An 18,325-nucleotide genomic window follows, 5' to 3' on the forward strand; every position below is an offset into this window, starting at 1 on the left:
CTATACTCCATTGTGATTTTTAATGTTCTCGCTCATGCGTGTCCATTTAACCTCCTTAACGGATTGATCTTGCTGTTCTTCAAAATCTGCTTTTGAGTTATATTTATGAAGCTCAGGACTTAATAGGAAAGGTTTACCCGTATTTGCTTCTAGAGTATATATTGGGGAATCTTCACCGTTACCAGTCAATGATGTTTTATAATGATGTGGAAAGGGTATATCTTGCGAGTCTTTGTATTCAATTTTTATTTTATTGGTTTCTTGGATATCTTTTGAGCTTTCACTATTGTTTGCTGTTTTTTTAATCTGTTCCTGTCTCATGTTGAACAATTTATTGGCAAACTTACCACAGTCGTTTGGATTATCATTATCTTTTTTTGTTGATGAGGTGAAAATTAACAGCTTAGGATCAATATCTATTTTTTGGAGTTCTATTGGGATGGTTTCATCAGGAAAATTCTTTTTGAATTGATTCTGCAAACTATATTTTTCTATTTCATTTGGGTTATCTTTTAACATTTTATCTCTCTGTTCATATATTTCTGCTTGTAGTTTTCCTGCCCACTGTCCCATTTCGTCTGTTCCTTTTTCTTCCATTTCTCGGTCGCGTTGAGCAAAATCAAAGGTATTATAAATTTGATTAGCTACGTTGGAAAATTTTTCTAAATCGTCTAAATTTTCGAGACTTTGCGGTAATGTATGTATGAGCCTTGCATATTCTTTCTTCTGATCTTCCTTAACAAATTTTTGAATACTCGAATCGTTCATTAGTTTGAATAACTGAATATTCTGACTAGGATAAGAGCGATTAGAAGATTTGCTAGAATTGTCACCCTGATTTATATTAGTAGGAGAATGTTCACCACCAACAGTTGCAGCTACTCCAGTAATTCCTGCCGAGCTAGTATTTCCGCCATTACTTGCCGAGCTACTATTTGCACCAGTACCTGCGGAGTTATTGCTTGATCCATTAGCTGTTGAGCGATCGCCTGCTCCAGGGATTTCACCAGAAGTTAATTCACGAACTACTGCACTAATGGGAATGTTTGGAGTCGGAATCTTTGGAGAAGGAAAAGAAACATTAACCACAGAATTAATTTTTGTTTCTGCCGAATTTATCTCTACCTGTGATGAGCCAAGCTCTATATTTTGGGATAATAAATCAACTTTTTGCTGGGCTTGTCCCAAAATTTGCTTCCCATGATTAAGTTTAATTTCTGAATTATCTAGAATAATAGCTTCAGCACTTGCTAAACTTTGATTGTGTGGCGAAACGGAGATAGCTAATTTCTCCCCGCAAAGAGTGATATCTGCTTTTTCTAATTCTTTCCGATATTTTTGGACAGAACCTAATACTAAAGGAATACCACAGGGTTGAATATCTATAATCATCTCATCGTCTTTTTCATGCTTGATGTAGATACCACTATATTTTTTGTTGGAGTAAGTAGGTGATAATATCTGAGTATATAAAACCGCATTATCTCCAGATTTTATAGTTTGGTCTTTTTCGTCTATAATTCCCCAAGTGTTAAGATCGGGGGGTGCTATTTTTACTTTCGTTTCTTCATCTTTTTCTTTTTCCCAAGCTTTAAACTTTCCAGGCAACCGTAAGTTTACTACTTCGTTATCTCCAATTTGACGCTCTGGATAATCTAGCTCTATTTTGATAGTGACTGATGGAGTATCTTTATCTTCAAATCCTGACAACTTAAACTCATAACTCACCGTATGACAAAATATCTTTCTGTCACCTATTTTTATTGTTCCAGGAGCGAATAATAATCGGGTTGGATTTTGAGATTGAAAATTCTTCCCTTTCTGTTCATCTTCACCGTTAGAACCATCACTTACCAGTTCTTTAATTAGAGCTATTTCTTGTCCAGTCTTAATATTAATATCGCGTGATAAATTGCAAGACTTATTTAGCCACCGGTTCCAACTATAACGATTCGGCAAGAAGAGAGACGATGGATTCCATGTTTGGTCGAGTTTAGGAATTGAATTGTCTTGCTTTTTTTCTTCAAACAGAATCAAGCGAAGGGGTTTTTCAGCATCAAAAGCACACCAACCTTGAACTTCTGGTAAATGCCTGCTGGCAAAGGCTATAGCTCTGTTTAAAAAATGAAAATTGTTAGAATCTCTATATCTCCAAATACAACCATTTTCTGGAACCAATAACTTAATTTTATCAATAAAATCCTGATTTGGTGTCTCAAATTTCTCTCCTAAAACCTTATTGAAAAAAGGCCAACTATTTCCCCCGTTGCTTTTTTGATAAATTAAATAATCTTGTTTCTTATCTTTAAATTTATTTTCATTGAACCAATCAATTGCCTCTTTTTTGAGAACCAAGCCAACTAACTCAAATGTTATTGCTTCTGTAGTGTTATATCCTACTAATATAAACTTCAGGGTTGTTCCTTGGCATTGAAAACTACCTTCTTCTTCTTTATATATATGTTCAAGAAATTCCTGCTTAAAAATTTCTTCCTTGGATAGCTTACTTTCCGTGCTGTCTAATTTCTCAGACAATCTTAAATGAATTAGCGGTCCAGAATTCAGTTTTAGGACTACACAAACACGATCAACAGAATATTTTTTTTCTTTAACTTCTACAATCGCTTTATTCATTTGATAATCATCTCAACATGGTTTGTACTATTAAGCCCCTCCATGTAAAGAACTTCTATTGGTAGTTCGGGACTTGAGGGTACAACTGAATTACTACTTGTAACGGGAGCTGTATTTATAGTTCGTGAGATCGGCGTAGGATAACGATGAATTATCTGAGAAAGGTAAGCAAGAATATCCTTAGAAGGTTTATCTGATGTAACTTGTTGTATCAAATTATCAACTTCCCCATTTAAAGCAATAGCTTTAAAAGCTCCTTCGGCTACCATCATAAAACCCTTGATTGCTCCTGGCAATTCTTGCCCACTTGGATATGGCCAAGACTTTTCATCCACTGAAATTTGAATCTTAGGTAAATCTTGCTGGTGTAGCGCAAGGATAGTTCCCATTAATGAGCTTGCTATAAATGGTACTGCCAAAGCAAATCTTTCCGTTCCCTTTGCAGTAGCTTGTGTAGACAACCAGTATGTGTAGCGGTCTTTTACTTGACCAAAAGACAATGTTTGCTTAAGAAAATACTTACCATCATCATTTTTAGTAGGATTTGTGAACTTTGGTGACCATCCCTTGGTGTCTATCCACTCTTTTTTATGTTCGTTTTCGTCAGAAAAATCAAAAAGATGTAGTTGCGACACTTCATTACTAAATTGAGAAAATCTACTATCTACTAATCGAGCGTTATTTATACTAATCTTTTGCTCTGCAACGTTAGAAATTTCCAATTTTCGGTATAAATCTTCTTTTTTTTCATTTGAGTCCCCGTACAGACTTTGAATGAAAGGTTTTCCAGATTTTTGAGAAATATAGGCTGCAAAATAACCTCTCTCAATCTGAACTTTTTTGGTTCCTTGGTCTACGTTAAAATTATAAAAAAACCAAAAACTTTCTAGGTTACTAGTCACATTTACATTTCCGGGGCTTGTTTGAACTAATTTATAAGGCATATTGTGTTTCCTCTATTTTCTTAGTCTTGCGATTTGATTACTTGTTTCCCAATTAACTTAATTTATCAGCGAAGAGGTCTTTCCAAGGTAAATTAAATACGTACTTCGGTTTCTTTTCTAAATCCGTACCATATATCTCTGCTATAGAGCAATTTCCTCCGCCAAGGGAACTTGGATTTGAAAATTGCTTATTCATTTCCACTTTGATGGGAATATTAACTAATTCTTTTAATGTTGCAAAAGCAGCATTAGAAACGTCTGGTAATTCTCTAGGTTTCCAAATTTTATCATCGAGTATTTGACCAAATTCTTCCTTGAGATTAATCGTATTGTCTATCCGTTTAGCCAATACGATCAAATTCAACCACTTAGTAAATATAAGAGTATCTAAGAGCTTGCAGTTTGGGCTTAACCAAAATTGACGCAATAGATCGACAACCGTTTGATTCTTTTTTAAGTTTATATCAAATGATTTTCGTATTGCCAAGCTTACTGGTGGCTTGAAATTTGTTATGGAACCCATTGCTGTAGATGAATCTACTAACATCGTAGCTGCACTAAATAACAAATAACTGTTTTGTTGTTCTTTCCAATCAACAGTTATGTTTAACTTGTTATTTTCTAACGATTCATTTTTGTCAAATACTAAGTTAGGTAAGTCAAATTTTTCTGTCGGACAAATTAATGGTAAAGGAACTTTATCAATAGATAAACTTTGGGAAGTTACAAATATTGGAATTTGCAAGTTAGTTGCGTTATCAGAATCGTCAATTAATTCGGCTAGAGTATCTGCTATCGTTGTCAGACTATCTACGCTAACTTGCGACTGTGAAGTGAGATAAACTACCGAAGGACAATCAGTGTTAAAAGAGAAAGTCTCATAATCTATATTATTTATATCTCCATATTCTTTCACAGTTGTGTTAAGTACTACAATCTCCAAGTTTGTTCGTTGCATCGTTTCAAAGAAGTTTTTTATTTCTGCCAGTTCTTGAAGATATCCTTTTACGTTATTGAGTTTTTTACACAACTCGTATTGGTATTGAAGAATTGTTGAGATTTCGTCTCCTTTTTCTGCTGGATAATACTTACTCAGGTTAATTTTCTGTAGCAATCTTAGTAATTTTGGGTCTTCTGTGAGCACTCCATCTAAAATTTTGCTATTATCTACTTCTCCAAGATGTTCGACAATATCAACCATTAATCCCAAAATATTACTGAGATCTTGGCGATCTATTTGTGTTGTCCCTTTTGGTGCCGATTGGATATACTCACACAGCAGTAGAGAGCGAAAAGCACGATTAAAGTCTGCTTCTTCAGCATCTTCATCACGATACTTGTTCAAAATTTTATCCATTGCTTTCGACAACTGCTCATAATTATTTTGAGCAGCTTCAGCAATTCTCTCTGCTTGTTCAATTTCATCTGGTTTAGGGAAATCCATTATTTCAGGAATATATAACTCCTGAAGTTTATATGTTTGACCGTCAACATTTATCTGTGCTTCTGTGCTATTAAATTGGTCGGCTACTTGGATTTCATTTGCTGACAACTTAATTTTATTGTCTTGGATTGTATAGCTACCAATATTTTTACCTTCACCATCAGTCACTACACCTGTCGTATCTGTTTGTATACCTTCTAACTCTTTGGGTTTAGGTGCAGTAACAGAAAGACTGAAACTCGTTTTAGCAGCAGCTTGAGCTTCTTGCTGAATCTTCTTTTTGCGGCTTATTTTAATATCTTCGTCAATCTTTTCAAAATCGGGCATGGACAAATCTGTCATCACATAAACAGGTGCGCCTGCTGTTTCTTCTTGAGCAGTAACTTCCTGGATGCTCCGCAAATCATACAGGTCTTGTGCTAGTTGTTCTTCTTTCTTGATTTGATCTTGATTTTTCAGATATTCTTCAGCAAAACGATTTTTACTCTTTTGAGCGAATTCGGTAATAAAGGCTTCTTTTACTTGAGTTTTTAAATTTTCTTCTCCTTGTTCTTTAGCCCTATTAATAACAACATCGATAAACCCTCTAATATCAAAGTTATTAAACTTTTCTACTTCTTTATCTTTTGCAGCTTCTTTGTTTAATCTTTCTGCAAATTCTTCTATTGTCGCGCCAGCGTCGGTATTTAAGATAGTTCTATAATATTTAACAAATAACTGGTTAAACTCGTCATTCTCTCTGAGGATTTGTCCAGCTTTTCCTCCAGCTATTTGGTTCAGTTTCTTGAAGAGATTTTTGGCTCGGAACCGCAATGCTTTGCGCGTCACAGCACGATCTGGTAATAATGCGTCAAAAATGTTATCTTCAGTTTTTACTGCAAAAATTTTATAATTATCATCTCCTTCTACTTTGTTGGCAAGTGTGGGTTCTACTTTTGCTTCCTGAATTAATTTTGAATTCCGCTCGTACGCTTCTCTGCTTTCGCTGCGAATTCGTTCTTCTCCCTGACCTTCTACACCAATACGGAACATCTCTCTAGCAGCTTCAGAGCGACTTGTCAAGTCCCATTTTTGATATTTGCTTGCCAACCAGCAGAAAATACTCGAATGAATTGCTTGAGTTCTGACAAGTCGATGAATTTTATCGGACGCTTCCATAAAAGCATTGTAATAGGCTAGAAAGTTTTTATCACCGACTTTTTTGCCAATTTTAGGATGTGATAATCCATAATCAGGATCACTTGCATAATTTTTTAGCCAGCTAAATTGACCTGTTTGTGCAATTTTCTTCCAAGTCACATCTTCTTCTGCTCCATCCAACATGACCCTTTTGCACTTAATCAGGGCTTGTGTTAACTGATCTACTTGCTCGTCTGTATAGATTCTTTTATCTGAGTTATTTTTAAAGCTGTTTAAAGACAACCGAAAAGCAGTTTCTATTTCTGGCTCGTCCTGTTCGTGAGCAGTTATGTATTGTACTATTCTGGAACAAAATGAGTTATCAGAATTAACCGTTTTGTACCATTGTGCATCATCGGCAATTTTGTGTTCCAGATGTTCGTTAGCTTCTTCAAATAGATAGTGCTTGGCTATCTTAAGTAAGCTTTTAGTGAAGTGAGTGTCTGTAAAATAGGCAACAGTGTCGAGGCTATCAATAAGTTCTTTAACTACTTTTTTTCCTTGCTCTTGTATCCTTTCTGCTTCTTCTCCGGAATATATAGTGCCATCGAGTAAGGGACTGTCAAACAAAATTGGTTGTGATTTACTTTTATCTCCTGCGTTCAAAGGAGTATCTAATTCATATTTCTCAAATCGTTCTGTTTCTTTTTCTGTGCCTATTTTTAAAATACCCTTACTAGAGGAGCGTAATTCTGGCTTGAGTTGGGCAAACAGATCTGCTACACTTATTTTCCCATCTTTTTCTCCGGCATTTTTAAATACATAACGAGTTTTCTCGTCGTCACAACGAAAACGTCCTATTATTGCTAAAGTTTTATTTGATTTTTTTAGTAACTCTAACTGTTGTTGACTTAGCATCTTCAAACCTTTTATTGTGATTTTACAAATTGAGAGAATCTGGGAAGATTGGACAGAGCGTTCTCTATACAGCAGATATTCACTTAGTAATGAATTGTAAACATATAGTGAACTACAAACTGAGGTTGCGACTTTTCGGATTCTTTCGCAGATTTTTTTGTAAGACTTAGATGGTTGCTGTGTGAACTATACAGCAGTTCCTGCTCCGATGGGGTACACATACTTGATTTACTAGAACAGATAAACGTAATTCCATCAATTAGTATACCTAATAACTACAGGGAATTTGGTATAAAAGGAAGCATTATTTTGCTATTCTACTCCCAATACGGTTTGGTTAAACTCTCAAGTCTTAAATTGCGTAGGTTGGTTAGTACCCATCTATAGGCTCGTGTTGGGGAGTTGGTTGGTATCACGAGCTTTCAGCTAAATATCTCATAACAAGACGCTCTAAAGAACGAATGGATTGTTTTGGTTTCAATGTTTCAGTTACTATTTCGTCTTTGATTGAGTGAGGACAATCTTTCCAGCCGTATCTTTCTAAGATCAAATCAAGGATTTGCGTTAAGTATTGTGGTTCTTTAATTGGAAAGAAAGGAATTACAAAATCTATGCGATCAAGAAAAGCTCGATCTAAAGGTGTTTTCTTTTGTACGTATTCCAGGCGATTGTAACGGTTTTTGAGATCGATATATCTCTCGATTACTACTTCTCTGTTATCCTGAGATAAGTCTTGCTGTAACTGGTATTCATCAAACTGGTTTTTAACAGCATTTATCTCCTCTAGTAAAAAATTTCGCATGGCTACTTCAGTTTCATCAACCGCACCTTGAAGAATTAATTTTCGCAACGATTCGTCGCTGAAACTATCTGCTAACTTTTCTCTGGAAAGATTATCAACTGAGGAGGTCTTTTCATAAATTTCTTCTACTTGTTCTTGCCCTTGGTTGGTAGTCATAATGAAAATGACTTGTGAAAAATAAACGATCTTACCTTCTGCATCTTTTCCCTCTCCTTCAAGAATACTAAGCAAGATGTCTTGTATAGAAGCATCAGCTCGGTCAATCTCGTCTAGCAAAATGACACAAGACGGGCGAGACCTGACTAAATCGTAAATAGTTCTAGTAGAACGATAACCAACGTAACCTGGATCTGCTCCCATAAAACGAGTTCGGGCGCTTTCAGAGGAATATTCTGACATATTGAATATAAAAAAGGCTTCATCACCCAAACCCAAATGAATTGCTAATTGCCTACCTAAATGAGTTTTACCAACTCCAGGGGGTCCCACAAAAAGAAATCTGCCACGGGGAGCTTTACGAGGGGGACGTTTAGCCATCACTTGTAGGACTTTACAGACCTTCTCTACGGCTGCATCTTGTGCTATAATTTGCTTTTTGAGATTCAATTGCACCTTTTGATAAAATTCCTCTGGATCTTTCCCTAATATTTCAGTACTAATCGATTGTTCTTCGGCAACATGCTCCCACAAGTCTGCAACAACGATTTTGTCTAGAGGCGGGTTTTTGAGATATAAAGTACGATGAATCGCTCTGTTCAAAGTGCTTTCAACTAAATGCAGTGCAATTTCAGGGAAGAAACGTCCAGGATATCTCTCTGAGGCAATGTTAATTAATAAAGAACAAAATTCATCTTTTGAGGTATCGAAATTGCACTGTATGCCATAGCGTGAGGTTAATTGTTCAATTTTCTGAGAGACAATTTCTAAACTCACTGTAGGAGATAAAGGTGATAACGTATAGCTTTTAATAGGTTCAAGCAAGTTTGAATTTAAAGCTACTTCCGTGCGACATACTAAGACAAAAGTGCGTCCGCTAGTAGAAAAAATACCACCAAAAAGGCTAGTAAAAATTTCGTGAACAGAAAGAGCCGGATTTAAAAGTCCTTCACAACTGTCAAATATAGGAATTAGTTGAGGATTGACTTGGAGATATTGATATAGGCGTGTCAGACGAGTCCGATTATCTTCTTCTGAATAGATAAAATCTTTTTGTTCAAATAAAATAAAACGAAGATTACTTAATAATTGATCACCAGATATTTGCCAACGTTCAAGAGAAACTTTTATTAGTTCTCGCAAGAAAACAGATTTACCAACTCCTCGATATCCCTCTAATAAATAGTGTCGGCGTTGGCGAATTGCTAAAGACAAAAAACCAATATGTTTATCAATATCTACTTGACGACCGAAAAGTGGTAAACTGCTTTGTTTTTCCAACCATTCAGTATCAATTAGCGTGCCAAATCCCAAATCTGCAATTTTTACACCTGAGAAATCAGGCATTAAAAAGAGAGTATCTACCCCTCGATCCCGACAAATTTTGCGACATAACTTCAAAAATTTATCGTTGAAATCTCCTTTCAATAGCCAGTATATTACGTTATCTGTAAGATTTTCTTGCTGTGAGTAATTGCTAATAAAATTCTCGTAGTTGCTAACAGCGCGTTCTAAGTCATAACTAATTAGAAATTTATTTTCTTGCGATTGAATAGGAGCAATTGCGTATTTTTTTATCTCTAATTCTAAATCGTTAACAACCATTGAAATATGGTTGTTACCATTGCTAGATTTAGATTGATAAAGATAATTTTGCTGGAGACAATAAATGAGTAAATGAGCTAAAGTACCTATTTCTCTAGGACTTTTTTGATTTGCTTGGTTAACGGTAGTTTGAAGTAGTTCGCGAAATTTTTGTGTGGACATAGAGAAATATATTTATCTAATGAAATATTTAGAGCATACCGTTCTCTGTAGGAGAAGAAAAACGCATATCTGAATTTTTCCAATCCACTCCGTTAATTTTTAAACCTAGGCAATCTTTTCCTCCAAGTAGAGATTTTTTGATAATAAATCCACCATGCTTGATGAATTTCAAGTATACATTCCAATTTTCGTTAAAGAGGGTTAAATGCCAGTCGTTCCACCAACCAAAGGTATTGTAAAATTCTATCAATTCTTGTTCTCGAACACCATATAAAGAATTAAACAATGCCAATAAAAAGTTATACGCTCCGAAGTTAATTGAATTAATTGGATCTAAAAAAAGATTATCTTGATTGGGGATAGCGATTAATATTGATGATTTTGGTATAACATGGCTTTTACTAAAAAAATTCCAGAAATCAACATCATCAAATTTTACTAAATTATTATTTAAGTTCTCGACGCGCCAAAAATTATCATAAGGAAATCTTTCTAAATATTTTTTAAACTCCGAATCTTGAAACAATCCTAAGAGAAAGTGGTATGGATTGTTTTTTTTTTGCTCAGATATACATTTAGGATGTCCCTTTAACATAGGATGTCCCTTTAACAGAGAAGCTAATGAAAGAGTAGTCTCAGACAAATCGTCTACCCGAAAAGTTACTAAACCTCTACTAGAACGATAAGGACGAGCCAATGAAGGTGGAGAAACTACATTAACTTTGCTCTCAGTGTTTATCTCTTCCGGTTCAGTATTTACCTCGTCTGGATTCACCCATCTTTTTAGCCAATAATTTGCAAACCAACGTTTATTTGATTTTGCATCTTTAGGGGATTTCCAAATAATGCACGGCTTTTGTCGGTTTTGATTTTGCCATAGATTTTGGTAAGCATAAAACTCACCCCCAAGTAAATCTAAAATAAAAAAAGGTTTCCAAGGTTGAGGATATTCAGATCCTAATAGAATATATTCAATGAGACTTAAATTTTTCTTGTTAGCTTTGTTTCGTGGACGTTCTTGAATTATTTGATTCAGTTTAATCAAAAAACTGATTCGTAAGTCATAACTTTCATCAATATGGGGTTCCACTAATATTAGAGATGATTGATCAAGAAATAAACTTAGTGCGTTAAGATATTCATTGTTGTTGGCATTTTCTATGTGTTCTATATCATCCCCATCTAGAGCAAGGGTCAAAATTACTGGATTCAGCCAACCGACAGCATGATACTCGTGTTCGCGATCGCCTATAATCTCCGGATTATATTCAAGCTTTATTATTGCTGGATTAACCCCTTCATCGCTTTTGACTTGCTTAAAAAAAACTCCACTTGCATCGTTTTTTTGGCTAGCTAATGAATTGGGAAATCCTAGCTCTTCTACTTCCATAACTTGATACCGATAGTTTTGATCGTCATTGATGTTACGAAAATTTATAAGATTTTTTCCTCTCAATGGAGGCAAATATAACCGATTCTTATTATTAGTACTATCAAATGCGGTAAGATATTCTACATTTTTTACATAATATATATTATCCCGTTCTTGGTGTTTCCAAATACAGACAGTAGAAAGGTTGGGAGAATCTGGATGAGTTAGTTTTAGAAAAAATTCAGATTCTAAACTTCTGTCTCTTAACGTGTTTACTGCTTCCCCTAAAGGGTTCTTATCATTCGTTAATCTAGTAGAAAATGATTGTTTTTTATGATCAAGAAAAAAATACTTCCATTCCTCGTACCTCTTTGGATCTTGATAATTTGGTCGCGAAACAATTGTAAAAATTCTCATATTATATTATTTACCAACTCCACATCCTAAACTTTAAATTATTCTTTTTACTGCGAGAATAATTCAATTTCTAATAATTTTTCTATGTTTTTGATAAAATCATCCTTCCATTCGTTGAGTTCTATTGTCTCAATAGAAGTTAAATCACCCCAAAAATGGTTAGTGTAATACTCAGTAAATGAATCTTGTGACGTTGATGGTAAATCTTCAATCCACTTCGACACTCGCAAGTATTCTACTCGTTCCTGTATAATCAATAACTTACGCTGCTTCTCGTAGTCTTTTAAAAGATTATTATAGTCATTTGTTTCCAAAAAACTAAATTTTTGGATTATATTTCTTGATAAAGATTTTAATCGTTCTCTATCTTCTTCAACCAGATGTAATATTAGTCCGTAAATGTCGAAAGCAGTTTTTAGTTCTATTTCTATTTCTTTTACTACGCTATTTATATCTTTAGTATTTAATGAATACCAAACCCTATCAGTGCTTGATTTTATTTCTGCATAATCCTTCTTAAAGTCGTCTAACTTCATATCCTTTAGATTGTTAATAGCCTTAGTAATTTGTCCTGCTGTTTCGTTAGGTTTTTCTTGGAATGACTCAATCTTAAATTTACGTGATTTTAATATTTCCAACAAATATTTTGCCAAATAGATATTTGAGATATATCTTTCGTATTCGTATTGATTCGAGGTGTTTTTATAGGTATTTTTAAATTCTTGGGTATTTTTTAATAAAATTACCATCATATCTAGCAATAATTTTTGCTGTTGCTTTAATTTTGTATCCAGTTTTTTTATTACATTAATTTTTATTTCATCAATTTCTACTTGGATTTTACCAGAGGGATGTCTCTTGAGTAGAAGAAATTGTGGATACTTTGGTTTTTTCTGATATTCAGGTAAATAATTGCTTAACAGTTGACAATATTTTCTTGCATCCTCGAAATTAGTAAATTGAGATAGTCTCTCAAAAACTGTCTTTTCTCGAGCGGTTCCTTGAATTAAGCTTTGATCTGATTCGTCAAATTTTCCACATTGGATCGGACACACAACACTTATATCGTTCAAAGCAGAGGAAAATAAGAATTTTTCTTTTATTGAAGCTTCAAATGCTTCATTCTTATTAGCAATATCAATTGCTTGAAGCTGTTTAGGTAATTGCTCGATTACGAGTTCTAAGTTATCTCTGTCGATTCGTAATCGATATTTTGAATCAGTTTTTTTATTGTAATCGGATATTCTTTCAAAGAAAATATTTTTTATTTCTTCTTTTATCTGCTCGTATTGCTTATTTTTTAGAAAGTTTTTTACACTTGCAGATTCACCGTAAAATTGCCAAATACTATCATCATAATAATTAATATTTTCTGGCTTGATAAATGTTATCCTTTTTAAGGGATAATCTTGAGAATTTTGACTTTCTTGGCTTTCTTCTATTTGATCTATTTCTACAGGAACACCAAGTTCTTTCAAATTTGCTCTTAAAGCTTTATCTAAAAAATCGCTAAAAAACCTTTTTTCTTTAAAAAAAGATTTTAAAGCTGTCTCAACTCCAGAACTTAATGATAAAACATCTGATATTTCTATTTTATTGTTACTTTCAAGTATATTCTGAAGTTTTAAAAAATCATCTAAGTATAACTGAGAACTTGGATCTTCATTTAATCGCTCAAAAATATCTTTGCTAAATTCAAGAGAAGATTTAATTACTGCTTCGTTATAAAATACATCTACTTTATGAAAATCACGACCAAGTTTTGTTTCAAATTCTGTTTGATAGTATTTTTTTATATCTTCACAAGTAGCTTCGATGATAAAATTTCTCAGGTCACTCCATAAATTTTGCAAATCGGTATACTGGTTACCATTTTTTAATAAGGAGCAAGTATATATAAAACTCAGGTTCGTAAAATTCTTATCTAATAAGCTATCAATTATTTTTCTTACTCTTTTGATATCTTGATTTAATTGATTAATAAATGCCAAATTAGCACAACAAGCTTTAGTTTTGTTGACAAGTTCTAAAATGCCAATTTGTTGAACTCCCTCTAATTTCTGATAACGTAAAGAAAAGAAATTGAATCCTTGACTGAGTTCTATTTGACAGTTTAAATACCTCTGAAAATCGTTCAATAGTTGTTGATCCCATTCTTGAGATTGTTGTATTTTTGCTGCCAGTGTATCGGATTTATTAAATGTAAAATATATGGGAATTTCATGGTAACGCTTGTCTTTTTTTGCTAACTTATCGAGTAAATTTACAAGAAAATTATAGGATTTTAAGTCATCCTTTTCTTCCATAGAAAATACTAAGATAATTGCAGAGGGTAAACGCCTCTCAAAATATCCTCGTAAAGATTGCCATTTTATCACAGTATCTTCTATTATCTGCGTGTCTTCTATTTCATAAAAAGTAAATCGACGAAGATTGCGAACTTTTGAACGCATATAAATAAGATTATTTTTTTCTGATTTTATATCTTCGCCTTCTTCCCATTTTTGTCTATCTAGAATACTCTCTTCTGAAGCATCAATATACTCTAGTGATAAGGGTAATTGTTCTTCAGATTTTTTGCTAAAGTACTCCATAGCATGAAAAAAATATGACTTTCCTACCCCAGAAGCACCAATAGTGTAAACAAAATTATCCGTTCCATAAGGTGATGGTAACTTAATTGGTTCTGGTTGCTCGTACTGATAAAAACTAAATTCTAATTTTTCTTGTAAAAAGAATCTTATTAATGGTGAGTTTGCACCCCAATATCGCAAAAGTAAATTTAGTAATTCCTCTCCAGTTTCTTGTCCTACCTGCTTAATAAATTCTTCTTCTTTCAATGAATCGATCACTTCTTTAACAAAATCTTTTAAGCTAATAACATCAAAATGATTTGCAAATCTATATAAATAGAGAAATGAAAGAGTAAATTCTCTTTGTAAATTAATATTTTCATTATTACTAAAAACTTCGGCAATGAAAAGCGAAGAATTCTTTTCTTTTACTCTACAATAAATTGCGTCTTCAGTTGCTTGTAATTGATGTATTAGAGATTCTCTTTCTTCCCTGACGGGTACAGAAGTATTTGGATATAAATATACATAGAGATGAGACATTGAATAGAGCAATTTTCGCTCTAATTGCATTTCTTCTGCGCTGTCAATCCACATTGATTTTATTAAAATTTCTCGCACATATTCTTGCCATAGGTGAGGAGCTGTGATTCTTGTTGTTTGCAGAATTTCATCAAATTGGTCGTGAATTTGGCAAACGAAATAACGAAAAATATCTCTTTCACGCTGCTTTTTTTCAGAACCTTCTTGTTGATTGTATATATCCCATAAATCTAGGAAAAAACCTCTACTTGCTTCCTCTCTTGCTTGTGCAAAAACTTTCCAAATATCATATAAATGATACAGCTCATTATTTTTAATAGCGTATTCTAATACATCAATGTATTTATTGCGTTGCTTGTATTGTTCTTCAGGATTTTGCATGAAGCGAGGATTATGAACAATAGCTGAGTTTATATTTTGAATTAAATTTTGGCACTCTTGAGAATTTTCAAGCATAATTAATTTTTCTCGGTTTGAATTAATTCAACTTTTTTTATTATTTTGGGGGGAGATGCTATAAACAAATAATCTTCCACATCTAACACAAGTTTATATCGATTTTTGTTTATATTTTCCTTCTCACTTTTTTGTTTAAGAGGGATTAAAGTTTCTGTACTTTTTATATTTTCTTCACTGGCAAAAATAAAAGCCACATTGCTTGGCTCTACATTAAATTCAACTACTATACTTTTACCTTTCTTTTTATTTTGTTGCAATTCATATCGATATAAAACTCGCATTATATCGAAAGTTTGAGGATAACCTTTACTCGGAAAAATTTCTTGTATATTGGTCTGTAATCTTTGAAATAAGCGTGAGTTTGAAGAAAATAAATAGTTTAGTTTCTCTATAAAGGTTTGTTGTTCGTGTCCGGTTTTAACCTCCATTTCTAAAAGTTCGTCAATGGAGTCGAAAATTTCCTTTTCGATTTTGTTTCCGTTAATTTTTGCTAATTGCTTTTCTAAAGCACGTCCCTGAAGATTTTTACAAGATTGATCTTCTAATTTTGAATAATTTTGATGATAAATTAATCTATGATAAAATCCAGCAGCAGATTTTAACGTCAATAAAGCAATATCGATAAATTTATTTACTTCGGTATTATTAGAAAATAAGTTTAGTCTTTCAAGTCGATCTATATATTCGCTACAGTCAAGATTATTTTCTCCTGTTGAAATTATTAACTGTTCTACATATTTATCTATATTTTTTTTCAAGTCTGAAACCGTCCTCCACAACTTACTTGTACCAGTGAGTTGCAAAACTGGAGGAGTCATTGAAAATTTTCTGTTACTATCATTACCAGTCACCCGTCCCAATTCAATCAGAAAAGGTTCTGTTTCTGGATTCAATTCAATTTCAGGAAGATCCCATTTAAAGTCAATCTTATAACCATTATCATTATAAGATTGTGAATCTTTTGCTAAATGGGCTACAGCAAATAAAGTTTTTCCTATTTTTTCTACTCTTTTCTGACCTTGGATAATGAATGGGTATCCTTGCAACGAAATAACAAACAGATTACTTACAGACAAAGTATCATTTTCCCAATCAAATTGATTCCAAGAATTAGAACTTGATATAAAATCAATTTCCCAAGGTGCGAAAAAACCAAAATTTTTTCCAGCGATGCAATTCCAACGAAAAAATTCTATTGAAAGTCGTGCTAGAGCGTATAACTCTTGTTCAGAAAGAATGTTACCGTCTTCAAATTTGGGTACTTTAAAAGTCATAGCCATAGCATAGTTATCAGCTTATCCTTCTTTTGCACTCGTAGCACAAATCGCACTCCCAAGATCCTGTTTTACTTAACTATGATATGACATTCAGGTCAATATTTCTGTCATATAAATTTATAATGTGTCCTACCTGTGCCTTATATTCACATATTGAGTCATGTAGTACCAACTTAAGCTGGGACAGCATCTGTTTGTTTTCCTGCTTTGCCGATTGCTACCTCGTCTCCTTCCTGACTGTTTTATCGTTATATACTTATCATAAAGAAGCTGGGGTATCCTAAGTTTTCACTGCATTTTGAAAAGGGTATTTTTGGGGTTTCCCAATCCTTGATTTGTACGTTGCTGATTGTCAATAATTTTAGTTTATTGACAATCACCCTGTGGAAAAAGCCGTTGGTGTATCCTGCTCACTTACGTAATGTTTTTTTACACTTTAAGCCTGATTTTTTTATCACGCTTCAGCATTGTAGTGAGTATGAATACAAACCCTGTATGCTCTCCAAGGCGAAGCAGTAGTATTTTTCAAGAGGAGCCACTTTTAGAGTAAGCTGGCTAATGCTTTTTTCAGAAGTACAGCAAAATATTTTTAGGAAAATTCTGTTAGGCGAACACCCAACATTCCGCCGATAATTGCACGATGCCCGTAGTGCTATGCCTCCAGCTTATCACCTAGCTTGCGAATTGGACAAGGTTTTTACTTATAATGCGATCGCCTGTAAAAAGCGAAAACATATCCTCTGCAATCCTTGTGGGACAGGCCTTTTAAAAATTGTACAACTTTTTTATTTGTTTTTGGATGGTAGTATCACGAAATTGTACAACTTTATTTTTGTCAAACTGGTGATTGGGTAACGATAGAATCAGGATTATAAGCGCTAAAATTGTACAACTTTATTATGTTTCCACAATTATAGGGAAATAAAAAAGTTGGAAAGTTAATAAAAAAGTTAGAAAATTTCTCCAGTAGGTGAGTTCACAGCCATAGACTGGAGATTTTTTATAGACAATATTATGAAACTACCTAATCCTGAATGCGCTATCGTTGAAATAGAAAAAATAGCTGGTTACTGTCTTAACCCGGAACATCCAGAAGGAAAACACAAAGCCCGTGTATTTAAGTCTGCCCTAGACTTGAATTTAAACGATGCAGAAGAACTACGATCTCTGCTTTTACGAGCAGTAGCTAATTATGACGCTATTTCTGGCAAAAGTAACCCGTATGGTCAAAAATATATCATCGATTTTCCCGTTACTCGTGCCAACAAAGAAGCGGTAATTCACAGTGTCTGGATCTTGCGAAATAATGAAAACTTTCCCCGTTTAGTAACTTGTTATGTTTTATAAGTGATGGATGTTATACCTATGAAAACATTAGATGTTGTTGCTTTGCTAGAAAACTTACCTGAATTAAAATTGTATCGCGGTCAAGTGGGAACAATTGTAGAAGAATATGAACCAGGAGTTTTTGAAGTTGAATTTAGTGATAATACAGGTCATACCTATGCCTTAGAAACCTTAAATGCCAATCAATTAATGGTTTTATATTATCACCCGCTTGGCGAGAAAACTTTAGTTTAGACTATTCCCTTCAATAGTTTTCTAAACATAAGATGAAGTTGCGAGCGCTAGATTTACTTTCACTACCAATGGAAACCTTATCTTTTAAGAATTCATCAAGTGATGTTTGAATTTCTGAGCTTGTAGAACCAGCTAAAAAAAGGTTAGCTGTAAGTTCCAACCAATAAAGCTGAATGCGCTGACTAAAACCAACTTCTACCCGCCTACTCATCTAGTCCAATCTGAAATTTGAATTAATGGTACTACGGATTTAGTCGAGGCTTGAGGTTTTATTTTCTAAGAGAAACTAAAATTTATAGAAAAAACGTGGAAATTAAAC

The 18,325-nt window shown here is 33.7% G+C and carries 10 protein-coding genes; 2 read left to right on the forward strand and 8 right to left on the reverse strand.

The window, feature by feature from the left end:
* The 7 genes from G4P69_RS20375 to G4P69_RS20405 all read right to left on the reverse strand — a co-directional run bounded on the left by G4P69_RS20375 (position 1) and on the right by G4P69_RS20405 (position 16,428).
* Complete coding sequence (locus tag G4P69_RS20375; protein ID WP_208350976.1) at positions 1–2,634, reverse strand: hypothetical protein; 2,634 nt, start codon at positions 2,632–2,634, stop codon at positions 1–3.
* Complete coding sequence (locus G4P69_RS20380; protein WP_208345365.1) at positions 2,631–3,578, reverse strand: hypothetical protein; 948 nt, start codon at positions 3,576–3,578, stop codon at positions 2,631–2,633. The genes G4P69_RS20375 and G4P69_RS20380 overlap by 4 nt, the downstream gene beginning before the upstream one ends.
* 52 nt (positions 3,579–3,630) lie before the next feature.
* On the reverse strand, positions 3,631–7,059 hold the full coding sequence (locus G4P69_RS20385; RefSeq protein WP_208350977.1) for a hypothetical protein: 3,429 nt from the start codon (positions 7,057–7,059) through the stop codon (positions 3,631–3,633).
* A 412-nt stretch (positions 7,060–7,471) separates the two neighbouring features.
* Complete coding sequence (locus G4P69_RS20390) at positions 7,472–9,784, reverse strand: AAA family ATPase (protein ID WP_208350978.1); 2,313 nt, start codon at positions 9,782–9,784, stop codon at positions 7,472–7,474.
* Positions 9,785–9,812: 28 nt separating this feature from the next.
* On the reverse strand, positions 9,813–11,573 hold the full coding sequence (locus G4P69_RS20395; protein ID WP_208350979.1) for a hypothetical protein: 1,761 nt from the start codon (positions 11,571–11,573) through the stop codon (positions 9,813–9,815).
* A gap of 47 nt (positions 11,574–11,620) precedes the next feature.
* Positions 11,621–15,145, reverse strand: coding sequence for a hypothetical protein (locus G4P69_RS20400; protein WP_208350980.1), 3,525 nt, complete (start codon positions 15,143–15,145; stop codon positions 11,621–11,623).
* Between the two features lie 2 nt (positions 15,146–15,147).
* Positions 15,148–16,428 (reverse strand): hypothetical protein, encoded by a 1,281-nt coding sequence (locus tag G4P69_RS20405; RefSeq protein WP_208350981.1) that lies wholly within the window; start codon positions 16,426–16,428, stop codon positions 15,148–15,150.
* A gap of 1,011 nt (positions 16,429–17,439) precedes the next feature.
* Here G4P69_RS20405 and G4P69_RS20410 point away from each other — a divergent pair.
* Both G4P69_RS20410 and G4P69_RS20415 read left to right on the forward strand, forming a co-directional pair.
* The gene (locus G4P69_RS20410) at positions 17,440–17,772 is read left to right on the forward strand and encodes a DUF6883 domain-containing protein (protein WP_208350984.1); all 333 of its coding nucleotides are present in this window, start codon (positions 17,440–17,442) and stop codon (positions 17,770–17,772) included.
* Between the two features lie 18 nt (positions 17,773–17,790).
* A complete protein-coding gene (locus G4P69_RS20415) occupies positions 17,791–18,006 on the forward strand; it encodes a DUF4926 domain-containing protein (protein WP_208350985.1) in 216 nt (71 codons plus the stop codon).
* 10 nt (positions 18,007–18,016) lie between these two features.
* On the opposite strand, the gene G4P69_RS20420 is transcribed toward G4P69_RS20415, so the two are convergent.
* Positions 18,017–18,217 carry a hypothetical protein gene (locus tag G4P69_RS20420; RefSeq protein WP_208350986.1) on the reverse strand — a complete coding sequence of 67 codons (201 nt, stop codon included), beginning with the start codon at positions 18,215–18,217 and terminating at the stop codon, positions 18,017–18,019.
* Between the last annotated feature and the right edge of the window lie 108 nt (positions 18,218–18,325).

This window comes from Aetokthonos hydrillicola CCALA 1050 (assembly GCF_017591665.1).
Lineage (GTDB): Bacteria > Cyanobacteriota > Cyanobacteriia > Cyanobacteriales > Nostocaceae > Aetokthonos > Aetokthonos hydrillicola.

Coding starts and splice junctions, on each gene's coding strand:
- G4P69_RS20405 (WP_208350981.1), bottom strand. CDS start 16,428: ATGGCTATGACTTTTAAAGTACCCAAATTTGAAGACGGTAACATTCTT.
- G4P69_RS20385 (WP_208350977.1), bottom strand. CDS start 7,059: ATGCTAAGTCAACAACAGTTAGAGTTACTAAAAAAATCAAATAAAACT.
- G4P69_RS20410 (WP_208350984.1), top strand. CDS start 17,440: ATGAAACTACCTAATCCTGAATGCGCTATCGTTGAAATAGAAAAAATA.
- G4P69_RS20375 (WP_208350976.1), bottom strand. CDS start 2,634: ATGAATAAAGCGATTGTAGAAGTTAAAGAAAAAAAATATTCTGTTGAT.
- G4P69_RS20380 (WP_208345365.1), bottom strand. CDS start 3,578: ATGCCTTATAAATTAGTTCAAACAAGCCCCGGAAATGTAAATGTGACT.
- G4P69_RS20415 (WP_208350985.1), top strand. CDS start 17,791: ATGAAAACATTAGATGTTGTTGCTTTGCTAGAAAACTTACCTGAATTA.
- G4P69_RS20395 (WP_208350979.1), bottom strand. CDS start 11,573: ATGAGAATTTTTACAATTGTTTCGCGACCAAATTATCAAGATCCAAAG.
- G4P69_RS20400 (WP_208350980.1), bottom strand. CDS start 15,145: ATGCTTGAAAATTCTCAAGAGTGCCAAAATTTAATTCAAAATATAAAC.
- G4P69_RS20390 (WP_208350978.1), bottom strand. CDS start 9,784: ATGTCCACACAAAAATTTCGCGAACTACTTCAAACTACCGTTAACCAA.
- G4P69_RS20420 (WP_208350986.1), bottom strand. CDS start 18,217: ATGAGTAGGCGGGTAGAAGTTGGTTTTAGTCAGCGCATTCAGCTTTAT.